Here is a 12,017-nt window from a genome sequence, read left to right on the forward strand (position 1 = left end):
TTAAGCTGCTATTTTTTTGCCAGGGCGATGACGAGATTCATTGACACTAAAAAACAGCCAGTTTCATCCAATTGTTTCAATGTTTTTTGGAAATCATCATATTCTGCTTGACTTAATTTATCTTTTTCGAACATCTCCAAAAGGATTCTGTCCAAAAACAGATAGCGGTTGGCTTCTTCTTTTGAACGTGTCACCATACAGAATGTTTGCAGTTGAACATCTTGAAATCCATTTGCAAGGAGGTCTGCTGTCAGCTTATTGCCCGCCCAGCCATTGTTGACCTTTTCTTCGGTCAAATAATGGCAGATCTTGGCTTCTATGCCTACGTGCTGGGTGTAAAAAGTCAGGCTATTCCAGATGGTTTCAACGATAACTACAGGTTGTCCCTTGCCCAATATGCGATATACCTCGCGAAACATCTTTTGTGGGTCGGTCAAATGCTGGACAAGACGTTCCATACGAACTCCGGAAACAGCCTCATCTTCGAAACCGAGTTGATATACCTCACCCTGGACGAAATTAACATTACTGATTCCGTCACTACCTGATTTCGCATGATCAATCAATTTCGCATCATGGTCAACGCCGACCACCTGGACATCACTTCCCAACATATTGGCCAGGTTAATAGCATCCATTCCGGTACCGCAGCCCAACTCGGCCACGAGCCCTTCTTTGATCGTACTGAAAGGAGAATAGGAATGTATTTTTAATTGCTTGAGAAAGTCTCCGGTATCCTGTAAATAACCGGCGCCATAGTGTTTAGTGTCCATTACAAAATATTTAGATTGCGATGATCTGCTTTGAGATCTGCCGATGTGTGTTGCAAATTTTTTATGACTTCTTCAAGATCCCAACGGTCCAGGTTGGGAATGTCTATTTGATAGTGAATTTCAATTTCTTTATTTCGCAGGGTTTCTATCCGAACAATATTAGAATTGTTTCGGAGGGAGAAAATAGCCTCCTTATTTTCCTGATCGGCTTCAGTCAACGTATCCAGATTTCTCATGATCATGACTGTCGCCACTAAATCTAATTTGGGATAATAAAAAGTACCATTGTTACCGACGCTGGTATCTATGCGGTAACCCACACTTTCCGCTAGTTTTACTGTATATGGAGCACACAGGGCAAATAGCGATTTGATCCCGATCTGGGTACTGATGGCTGCTCCGGCCCTAGTGAGGAAAATACTGCCGATCCCATATCCCGCGATCTCACGCGAGTTCCATAGCCCGCAGCCTTCGCCGGTACCGTGTAATGCGTAGTCGTATACTAAATCGTAGATCCGGGCATCCATGGCACCTGTAGCCTGTTCTATCGGCAATGGCTCACTTCCCCCGGCGGCATGTATCCGAACACCTCCATATACCTTCTCACCATCAAGAGATTCTACAATAAGGACGAATGATGCCGGATTGTACATCCATTCGTTCTTGGATGACGTAACTTTCTTGACACCTATTGCTGTCAAGACATGAGCATGTCCCTCTATAAAACGTTCACAGGTCTTAGGATCGTCTATAGCACGAAATGCTCTTAGTCTAACTACAGGACGTCCTTCGTTGAATAATAATGCCACCGAAATGCTTTAATTTATCGTTGAAACACAAAACTAATCAATAAAAAGCAAAGGTGTTTAAAGCTTTGACAAATAAACATCTTTATGATCTGCCTTTTACAAAAAAATACGTGTACGACTGGCCCGATCCATAAAAATCAATTATATAGATAAAGAATTGGACCAGCCTGGATTGACCTATCAACGTTTTTGCAAACTATCCTTATAGATTTGTCCGTCTTTGACAATAAGGAGAAAATTTTTGGCTGGATCGGCCAGCAGTGTTAAATCCTGGAGCGGATCGCCATCGACCAAAAGCATATCGGCCAAAGCTCCTTCTTCGATCACGCCTAGTTTGCCGGGATATGGGCTCCGTAAGCCTGCAAGCTGTAACAGTTCCGCGTTGTCTTGGGTAACCATTTTAATGATCTCAGCATTCGTAAACCATTTTTGAAGACGCAGGATAAATGAATTTTGCAGATCGTTCAGATCGGGTTCAAAAAGAAAGTCGGTTCCCCAGGCGAGCTTAACGCCGTGCTTCTTGGCCAGAGGCCATACTTTTTCCTGGCCTTCGATAACGGGCTTGCGTTTTATTCGCCTTTGCGGATCCATATCGGGAGTGTCTTCGACCAAATTTTGTAAGCTGAGCCAAATATTTTTATCTGCAAGAAGCTGCAGTGTTTCCTCATCCAATAGCTGTCCATGCTCGACGCACTTTACCCCTGCTTCGACCGCGCGGCGTATCGCCCTAGGGGTATAGGCATGTACGGTAACATAAGTGCCCCAATCTTCTGCTGCTTCTACCGCCGCCTTCATCTCATCTAGGGTATATTGCGTAACATCCACAGGGTCATATGCCGAAGAAGTGCCTCCGCCGGCCATCAGTTTGATCTGACTGGCGCCGAACCGTAAATTTTCCCTGACGGCCGTCAGTACCTCATCGCGTCCGTCGGCGATAAAAGTGGCTCCATATCTTTCGGCGCGTGAAACAATGCCGAAGAATCTACGCGATTTTTCCTCTGGTGTCCTAAAATCACCATGTCCTGCAGTTTGGCTTATCGTAGCTCCGGAAGGCCAGATCCTGGGACCGATTAGTTTACCCTTGTCAATAGCTGCCTTCAATGGAAATATTGGCCCGCCCAAATCACGCACACTCGTAAATCCACGCATGAGCATTTTCTGCGCTGATTGGCCGACCTTGTTAACCAGAAATTCCTCCGAAAGATCGTTTGTCATCATCTGTGGCATTGTAAGTGACCCAAAGACCAAATGCACATGGGCATCAATCAATCCGGGTAGTAATGTTTTGCCTTTGGCATCTATCTTTACAATTTCGGCTCCCGTGGTCTTAATGGGCGTAGCACTAATCGTTTGAATTGTGTTGCCATTGATCAGAACGTGCTTCAGGCCGCTAAGGCGCTGGCTTTCATAATCTATGAGTTTAACATTTTCCAAAAGGATCTGTTTCTGCTGTGCTATTAAAGTATGGATACTGCAAGCACAGAAAAAGAAGGTAAGTACATGACGTAAACGCATAATTATAAAATATAATGTGTTTAAATAATACTATGACTATAGTCATCAGACCGCATAAAAGGTCTATTTGATGAAATCTATTTCCTAAGTTAGATATAATTTGGATATTTCTTTATTATAGTTTAATAATATTTCGCTATAATTAGTTATTGAGGGCGCTGTACGATCAAAAAGTGTTATAATCAGCGCTAAATTTTTAGTAAATTCAGCGCTGATTATGATCAATTTAAATCGATGGTTTAGGCAGCAACAACAGGTCATTCCGGGAATATTTTCTCTCCGGACATCGCTGCGATACGCTTTTTTGCTCGGGGGATCCTGTTATCTATTTTTAATCATTTTTCAGCCTTTTGGTACCTACAATTTTGAGGATGCAGGAAAATATATACTATTGATGGGCTATGGGGGTATTTTCACCTTATCTTACCTATTCACCACTGTCTTATTGTCCAGCGGGAAGGAATGGACGCTAAAAAAAGAATTTCTGCGTATGTTGTTGGTATACGTAGCAGCGACAATATTAAATTTTTTATACAATAGTTGTATTGTGAGCCGGGTGCCTATGCAATGGATCAACTTGCTGTATATGGGACTTTATACCTTGTCGCTCTATGTGCCCATCGGACTGATTTATTTTTTAGCGCTCATAAAAACGGATCGGGGCAGACTGACTACGCCTGTATCGGTCCCTGTTACGCTGAGTCCAGTTTTGCCGATACGGGTAAGCTTACCAGCGCAGCGTATATCGCACCCCACCGCTCATACCCCCACCGCTCCACTAGTGGCGAGCTTAGCGGATCAGTATGCCGTTGTTTCTGATAACAGCACTATGGTCTGTCTTGCTAATGGAAGTCAGCTTTTATATTTTGGCCAACAGGATTTTATATTTGCCAAATCCATGGATAATTATTGTGAGGTCTATTTTTATGAAAATAAAATAGCCAAAAAAGAGATTATCCGGATCACTTTGGGAAAGCTAGCAGAGCAGTTGACAGATGCAAATATTCACCGCTGCCACAGATCATATTTGGTCAATTTCGACAAGATCCTGGCCAAGGAGGGCAATGCAAAGGGCTTTGTGCTACGTTTCGCTGATAGGGACGAATATGCGCTGGTATCGCGTTCGATGCTCCCTGCCGTAAAGGCCTACTTATTGAAATGATGCGGTTTAATTGGTTCCTGGGACAACTTATACCATTCGTCCCTTAATCGGGCGAACCGCCACATATTTTTGTCAGTCCTGACATTGCCATATAGTTTTGTCCCAAAAAATATGAATCGTACAAATTTCAACCTACTTGTTTTGTTTTTTTTCTTCGGGATTTACTTTGGCCTAGATCAGTTATTTTTTACGTCTGTTCAGTCCCGGATAACCGGCGTTCTTCACAACAGGGCGCTGGCCCACATGGTAACCTATGTCCTCAGTCTGCTGCCTTTGCTCTTGGGTGCGCTTTTGCTCAGACCTAAAGATCAGGATACACTGATGTCTAAATTTGGAATAAATGAATCTCCTGCATTGGGAATAGGTATCGCTGCATTGACAACACTCCCAATGTTTATCGGCTATGCATTTAGGTTTTCTTTGATCAGGCAGCCCGATTTCAACTTTTTGGTTATTAATACCCTCTCCGCGGGGCTGTTTGAAGAACTTATCTTTAGGGCTTATTTTTTTGGTCTTGTTTACCGTTATACACGCCTGGGTTTTATTCCCGCTATTCTGGCGACTTCGTTGATATTTGCCTTACTACATCTATATCAAAGTCAGGATCCGATGGAATTGGTACTCATTTTCGCGACAACATTTTTAGGATCGGTATTGTTTGCCTGGTTATATACCGAGTGGAAGTTCAATCTTTGGGTTCCGGTAGCCCTACATATATTGATGAATCTGGCCTGGATGCTATTTAATGTCGACGACAATGCTGCAGGCAATTGGTATGCTAATATCTTCCGCTTTTTGACGATCGCTCTAATTATAGTATTGACAGTAATCAGAGCCAAGAATAGCCATAACGGTCTCCTGGTAAATCGGAAGACACTTTGGCGCAAGGTATAAAATTCGGAAGCGCGAAGCTTCGGGAGTCTACATTGGCTTTTGCCCGATATTGGTAGGTTCGCCTTATGGACCTTTCCGAATTTATGGCAATAGAAGAGAACCCCTGAATACCAGTATTTTTTTTCGGCACGGGAATCGCTATCTTCACCTATATGAAAAGACTGCTATTTTTACCTGCGTATATGCTTGTCGGAAGTACTATTTTGATGGGGATGTCAAGCTGTGGTGACGGAACAAAAAAGAAGACCACCCAGAAGGAAGATTCGGCACAAATGGATGTGAGTGCGATCAAAGATACCGCGACAGCGGAGAAATTTCCGCCCTTGCCGATCAACTATGATCAGACAAAGGTCTTGAAAAATCTGTATGTGATCGATCGTGCTGGCGTGGTTTTGCGCCAGGGTGCAGATGAAAATGCTCCAGCGCTTGGAAAATATCCTTTTGGGACAAAACTGGACGTGATCGGTGAGGAAGGTGAGTGGATTGCAGTGATGGATCGTATTCAACGGGATTATAAAGGGGCTAATGGCGAAGCCAATGATGTAACAAGATGGGAAAAAGTATATGTGGCGAAATCTAAATTGGGCAAACAGGATAAAATAACAATATCGCCCAAGGATTTAAATATTATTGTCTCACAGACCGTGAACGGAAAAGAAAGCTATTATGAAAAAGGGCATCCATTGGATAAATATCTTTTTGTGGAATTAATAGATGAACAAACGTTTTTAGCCGCCCGAAATACGGTAGAAAATTATTTGATCAAAGATACGCTGTCCTATACTAAAAACGGAAAGATTTTAGAACTGCCGCTGGCAAACGGGAAAAAACTGACTTTTACAGATAAGGATATTGATAATGAGCTGGAATCTAGCTATTCGTACATGGGGCATTACGATTTTCTGAATGCTTTTGCCGTCGCGGGCAACTATTGGGAAAGTGCTGATGTACGCCTTTTTGATCGGCAGGATGGTCATCTTATTGTGGAATGCGGCGATTATCCTTTCTTTTCCGCGGATAAAAAATATTTGATGACTTTGCATGCGGATCCCTATGAATCAACGGGTGACCTGCAAGTCTTCCACGTGAAACAGGGAAAGGTGATCCCGATGATTTCAGTAAGTTTTAAAGAATGGATGCCGACCTGGAAAGAGGAGCTGATGTTCTGGGGCAAAGATGGACATATTTACACAGCGGCCAATCACGTAAATGGTTATTGGGGTGAAGATGGATCCTTAAGCGAACGCTCCCAATTTGTTAGAATCAAGTTGCTTGAGCATTAAAGATGGAGCCAAAGAGGACTCCATGTCGATTTAATTTGCGGATATCGACTGGATGGACGCTATTTTTCTGTTTTAGGTAAAACTATTCTGGGACGCACCTGTTGTATTCAATAAAATAGATTATAGTTTGTAATTTAGCTGGATGAAACTAAAAACACTACTGTTATTTGCTGCGCTATGTTGTTCATTCTTTCTGGTAAAGGCTCAAAATAAGCCTTGGCGGGAGCATAACAGCTGGATCTGGGGCCCTTCAGTGGGATACCAATACCAAAGTGGCAATTTTCTAAAAGTTTCTGGTTGGGGCCTATTTGCACCGAACGACTTTCAGTACATGAAAATAGACGCTGGTGCAAATTTCAGCTGGATGGACAACAAAACGACCGTCATTCCCGAGGTGGGCTTTACCTATTATCTGAATGACTTTGTCCTGTTCCCATTTGTCAAGGCCGAATTGACCCCTTATACCATCACACCCAAAGTTGGGGCAAGTTTATTCTCAATCGTCGACCTGGGTATAGGTTACGGATTTGATTATAACACGAAAAAGAATTTTAGGCCAATAGATGGTTTTACGGTGTCTGTGGGGGTGAATATACCCCTGAATTTTCATCTTTATTAAATGATGGATTATGCAAAATAGAAGTATACTTTGGATCGGCAGTATGGTTATTTTGCTTGCTTTTGGAAAAAAGGCTACGGCACAGGATCATTTGATCGGTCCTACGCTGAGTTATCAATTCCAAAAAGGGAGTATTATAAAAACGGGCGCTTATTTTGCATTTCCATTTTCAGGCGATAATATCTTGCGGGCGGATGCCACTGCCAACTTCACCTGGACGCAAAAGAAATTTGCAGTCATTCCCGAGGCCGCGCTAACGTATTATCCACAAACCTACGTGCTGACTCCATTTGTACGTGCGGAAGTAACGCCTTATACTTTCACCCCAAAAGTTGGCGTTAGCCTAGCTACGCTTTTAGATATTGATTTTGGGTATGGTTTTTCGATCAAAGACAAAACGGATTATCGGCCAATGAAAGGATTTGCCGTGTCCCTAAGATTCAGTATTCCGCTGAACTATAGGCTCAACATGTAATTTTTTTCGCTTTCACGTCTTCTGTCTGATTGCTCTGAATCAAAAAGAAAATGAGTCGAAAATTTTCTCTGCCTGAAGTATTTAAAAAACCTTTTTTGAGCTGATGTACGTGCCGTATAGGACAGGGCCTATGACAGAGACTTTTATTGTTTTCGGACCCTGCTCATTGGTTTCAAAAGTAAAATTTCCGAGACTATCCGTTGTGCTTCAGTCGTAGGTTCCGTCAATATAAACATTGGCTAAATAGATCGGTTTGCTATTTTTTTCCAATACCCTTCCTTTGAGGACAGATTGGGAAAAACGATATTAATGGTAAAAAAAATAAGACTAATAGCAGCTTCATTTGATGGATTTTTATCCGAATATGGGCTGACACAGCTGCTTTTACGAAAAAGAGTAGATGAAATGTCAAAATATCATGACGAAATGTAGTATTTCGATTTTATGCTGTAAATTAATGTCTGAAATGAAAACCGGTCGCCATAACGAGCGGTGTAAATTAAGTCACAGAAAGATGCGAATTACCATTTTAGATGACTATCAAGATGCTGTCCGACAGCTGGATTGTTTCAAAATACTTGATGGTCACGATGTTCAGATATTGAAACAATCCTATACAGATCCACAAGAATTAGCGGAAAAGCTTAAGAATACAGAAGCGCTGGTGCTAATCAGAGAGCGAACGAAAATCTCTGCTGATCTGCTCAGCAGACTTCCAAATCTCCAGCTCATCAGCCAAACCGGTAAAATTTCCAACCATCTTGATCTGGCTGCCTGCAGTGCTTATCAGGTTGCTGTTGCAGAGGGTGTCGGATCCCCGACTGCTCCTGCCGAACTGACTTGGCTATTAATTATGCATGGCTTACGGAAGCTGCCGCAAGCGATTGAAGCAATGAAATCAGGGCAATGGCAGACGAATATCGGTCAGTCCGTGGCAGGAAAAACAATCGGTATATGGAGTTATGGTAAGATCGGTCGGCTGGTTGCCCAATATGCCAAAGCATTTGGTGCGCAGGTGATCGTTTGGGGGAGTGAGCGCTCTAGAGAAGAAGCTGTGAAGGACGGATTCTTAGCTGCATCTAGTAAATCGGATTTCTTCCATTTTGCGGATGTGGTAACGCTGCACCTGAGGTTGGTGCCAGAAACCCGAGGTATAGTAAAATTGGAAGATCTACGTTCGATGAAGCCGTCAGCGCTATTCGTCAATACTTCGCGGGCTGAGTTGGTGGAACAAGGTGCGCTGCTGGACGCATTGGAAAGTGGAACGCCCGGCGCCGCTGCGGTGGACGTGTACGAGTCTGAACCAATCAGGGATCCGAATTATCCATTGCTGCAGATGTCCAATGTTATTTGTACCCCACATTTGGGGTACGTGGAGGCGAATGGTTATGAAAAGCTGTTTAAGCCAGCTTTTGAAAATATTGTTGCTTTCGCACAAGGAACGCCGCAGCATATTGCCAACCCGGAGGTACTGACGAGTTAACCCGCACCGATCGGGTCTCGCGGCTAAAATAGGTTTGTGTATCAAAATTTCCCTTTTGTCTATAAGTAAATAAATGGCACACTATCCAGTGGAATGGTGCTTGAAACGTCATTCACGTTGTATAGCTGATCAGAGGAATGGAAAATGAATGTTTCTGTTATAGTTGACCGGTGTCAATCTAAATGTGTATTATTGACTGAAATCAAATTTTCCAAAAGTAAAAGCGCACCCCCTGGTAATTGAAAATTTAAAAGAAGGGCTATTTGGGGATAAGAGAATTAAATGAAAAATTTTACAAAACTTGACCAGCCTACCGGGCGATCCATCTACTTGGATGGAAAGGAATATCTCTTTTTTGGAGGGACTTCCTATCTTGGGCTGGCGACGGACAGAGCATACACCGAACTTTTTATCGAGGGGATAAAACGGTATGGCATTAATAACGGGACATCTCGCAGTAACAATGTTCAGCAAGCTATATTCGACCAAGCTGAAGCATATGCTTCAGGGCGATTTGGATTTGAGGCTGGACTATTGCTATCAAGCGGTTACCTGGCAACGCAATTTGTTGTCAAAATGTTGTCAAATGAAGGCGAGCTGCTTTATGCTCCCTCCAGTCATCCCGCGCTATGGCTTGACGCAAACCCCGGTATAACGGGCGATTTTAGGGACTGGAGCCTACGTACTGTCGAGTATATCAATCAATCCAAAGCGACTTCATTTGTCGTCGTCAGTAATAGCCTGGATAACATGAAGCCCGAGCGGTACGACTTTTCGGTCTTTGGTACAATTGCGGCAGATAAACGAGTGACTTTAGTACTGGATGATTCTCATGGTATCGGTGTGTTGTCTGAAAATGGAATTTCTTTAACTGAACGTGATTTTCTAGACGCAAATATTGAACTGATTGTCGTGGCCTCCCTGGCCAAGGGATTAGCGACAGATGCAGGACTAATCTTGGCTAGCCAGAAACGGATTGCGGAGTTTAAAAAATCAAACTTTTATACGGGTGCCTCCCCGAGTTCCCCCGCGAGTCTTTATGCTTTTGTAAATGGGGAGCAGATCTATCGCAAGCAATTTGAAAAATTGCAGGAAAATATTCTTTATTTCGCATCACTTTCAAAAGGATATTTAAATACCGTCGCTAATTTTCCGGTCTTCTCTTCCAATGATATTAGTCTCTATGAAAGGCTAATGGAAGCAAGTATATTGGTCTCTAGTTTCCCTTATCCCCTTCCTACAGATCCATTATTGAATAGAATTGTTGTCAATGCACATCATACTCGCGAAGATTTGGAACGTATTAGTCATGCAATTGGCATATCTTGATTTTTTTATGACATCCATTGAATCAACTTGTTGTAAATTAGGAAATTGTTGTTAATTTTGAAACTTATTTAGCGGTTTGCTCGATGTGAAATCTCGTTAATTGATTGTAAATGTTTGGCTTTTGGAAGCTTATTTATCAAAAAAGTATTTAAATAATTTCCATTCCTCATTTTAAAACAATACTTTTGCATCCCCAAACATTAGTTGGCTTAAGGGTTGAAAAATAAATAATTACAGTAAAATAGATATGACTAAAGCAGAAATTATTGCAGAAATCTCTAACAAAACTGGCTTAGAGAAGGTAGATGTTCAAGAGACCGTAGAGGCGTTCTTCAAAGTTGTCAAAAACGCAATGATCGGAGGAGAAAATGTATATGTAAGAGGTTTTGGTAGCTTCGTAGTCAAAAAAAGAGCTGAGAAGACTGCAAGAAACATTTCAAAAAATACAGCAATCATTATTCCAGAGCACTTTGTTCCTAGCTTCAAGCCAGCTAAGATTTTCGTTGAGAAAGTAAAAAACGGCAATAAATAATCTTAAAATAGATTAAAATGGCAAAAACCAAACAAATAATAGTCATAGGAGCAGTTGTAGCCTTGGTTGCTGTGCTATTTGCGCAGCCTATTAAAGGTTTGGTGGACAAAGAAAAACAAACTGCTGCAGCATCTGAATCGAAACCTTCCAATGAAGTAAATTTGGAAAATATCTCTTCGATGACAAAACAAGGTTTAGATGCTAGTTTAGTCAAAGAAATTTCCGATATTGAGGCCCAAGTTGCAAAAGCTTCCGGTGAAGATAAGATAAAGCTGTTGCAACAGTTGGCAAATAAGTGGGACGATGTCGCAAAACCGGCCCCTCAGGCATTTGTGTATGAGGAAATGGCAAAGGTTTCTCCCCAATTTGAATATTGGTTGAAAGCTGGGAATGCTTATCGTGCTGCTTATACTAATTTGCAAGATTCTACTTTGGCCCAAGCACTTAATCAGAATGCAATTCATGCGTATGAGGCGGCGCTAAAAGCGAATTCAAGTAGTCTTGATGCGAAAACAGGATTAGGTGCCGCAATGGTATCAGGAACAAACAATCCGATGGCAGGTATTGCTTTATTGCGAGAAGTTGTTGCTGCTGATCCTAAAAACTTAGAAGCGAATAAAACTTTGGGATTGTTTTCATTACAGTCCCGTCAGTTTGACAAAGCCATCGAGCGTTTTAAGACCGTTATCGATCAAAAACCCGATGCAGAGTCATACTTTTACTTAGCCACAGGCTATGAAAATATTGGGATGAAAAAAGAAGCCGTAACTGCTTTTCAAAAAAGTAAAGAACTGGCCGCTGATCCGTCCCTATCACAATTCATCGACCGTAAGATCGGGGAATTGAGCAAGTAATTAATTTATTATTTTATAATCATTAAAAAATTTAGCTATGCCAAGCGGAAAAAAAAGAAAAAGACACAAGATGGCTACTCACAAACGTAAAAAACGTTTAAGAAAAAATAGACACAAGAAAAAATAGTCTTGTGTTAAGCTTTTAAACATCTTGGCCCATTTTGCTGAGATAGCTTTACGAAACGATCTACATGTCTTTAATGGGTGTGTAGATTGTTTTTTTCGTAACAACGTTCTTTAAATGTTTAATCGGATACCCAAAATTGCGATAGGATATTGCATAGGTATC

12 protein-coding genes are annotated in these 12,017 nt (G+C 41.9%); 9 read left to right on the forward strand and 3 right to left on the reverse strand.

The annotated features are described in order from the left end of the window. Positions 1–8: 8 nt before the first annotated feature. The 3 genes from HMAT_RS20960 to HMAT_RS20970 form a co-directional block, all read right to left on the reverse strand. Complete coding sequence (locus HMAT_RS20960; RefSeq protein ID WP_104384810.1) at positions 9–773, reverse strand: methyltransferase domain-containing protein; 765 nt, start codon at positions 771–773, stop codon at positions 9–11. Then, a complete protein-coding gene (locus HMAT_RS20965) occupies positions 773–1,582 on the reverse strand; it encodes a hypothetical protein (RefSeq protein ID WP_104384811.1) in 810 nt (269 codons plus the stop codon). The genes HMAT_RS20960 and HMAT_RS20965 overlap by 1 nt, the downstream gene beginning before the upstream one ends. Positions 1,583–1,762: 180 nt before the next feature. Beyond that, entirely contained in the window at positions 1,763–3,097 is a 1,335-nt protein-coding gene (locus HMAT_RS20970) for an amidohydrolase family protein (RefSeq protein ID WP_104384812.1), read from the reverse strand. Positions 3,098–3,314: 217 nt separating this feature from the next. Between HMAT_RS20970 and HMAT_RS20975 the strand changes: the two genes are divergently transcribed. From HMAT_RS20975 to HMAT_RS21015, 9 genes are all read left to right on the forward strand, one after another. Beyond that, positions 3,315–4,259: a LytTR family DNA-binding domain-containing protein gene (locus tag HMAT_RS20975; protein ID WP_104384813.1), complete on the forward strand. Its 945-nt coding sequence runs from the start codon at positions 3,315–3,317 to the stop codon at positions 4,257–4,259. A 111-nt stretch (positions 4,260–4,370) separates the two neighbouring features. Next, on the forward strand, positions 4,371–5,153 hold the full coding sequence (locus tag HMAT_RS20980; RefSeq protein ID WP_104384814.1) for a CPBP family intramembrane glutamic endopeptidase: 783 nt from the start codon (positions 4,371–4,373) through the stop codon (positions 5,151–5,153). Between the two features lie 152 nt (positions 5,154–5,305). Next, the gene (locus HMAT_RS20985) at positions 5,306–6,436 is read left to right on the forward strand and encodes an SH3 domain-containing protein (protein ID WP_104384815.1); all 1,131 of its coding nucleotides are present in this window, start codon (positions 5,306–5,308) and stop codon (positions 6,434–6,436) included. A gap of 142 nt (positions 6,437–6,578) precedes the next feature. Then, positions 6,579–7,055 (forward strand): hypothetical protein, encoded by a 477-nt coding sequence (locus HMAT_RS20990; RefSeq protein ID WP_233789478.1) that lies wholly within the window; start codon positions 6,579–6,581, stop codon positions 7,053–7,055. A 10-nt stretch (positions 7,056–7,065) separates the two neighbouring features. Beyond that, positions 7,066–7,530, forward strand: coding sequence for a hypothetical protein (locus HMAT_RS20995; RefSeq protein WP_104384816.1), 465 nt, complete (start codon positions 7,066–7,068; stop codon positions 7,528–7,530). A gap of 514 nt (positions 7,531–8,044) precedes the next feature. Beyond that, on the forward strand, positions 8,045–9,013 hold the full coding sequence (locus tag HMAT_RS21000) for a D-2-hydroxyacid dehydrogenase family protein (RefSeq protein ID WP_104384817.1): 969 nt from the start codon (positions 8,045–8,047) through the stop codon (positions 9,011–9,013). Between the two features lie 282 nt (positions 9,014–9,295). Next, a complete protein-coding gene (locus HMAT_RS21005; RefSeq protein WP_104384818.1) occupies positions 9,296–10,342 on the forward strand; it encodes an aminotransferase class I/II-fold pyridoxal phosphate-dependent enzyme in 1,047 nt (348 codons plus the stop codon). Positions 10,343–10,589: 247 nt separating this feature from the next. Then, entirely contained in the window at positions 10,590–10,874 is a 285-nt protein-coding gene (locus HMAT_RS21010; RefSeq protein WP_028071165.1) for an HU family DNA-binding protein, read from the forward strand. 17 nt (positions 10,875–10,891) lie between these two features. After that, positions 10,892–11,728, forward strand: a complete 837-nt coding sequence (locus HMAT_RS21015; protein WP_104384819.1) for a tetratricopeptide repeat protein — start codon at positions 10,892–10,894, stop codon at positions 11,726–11,728. Positions 11,729–12,017: the final 289 nt, after the last annotated feature.

It is taken from the genome of Sphingobacterium sp. HMA12, assembly GCF_002933815.1.
Classification (GTDB): domain Bacteria; phylum Bacteroidota; class Bacteroidia; order Sphingobacteriales; family Sphingobacteriaceae; genus Sphingobacterium.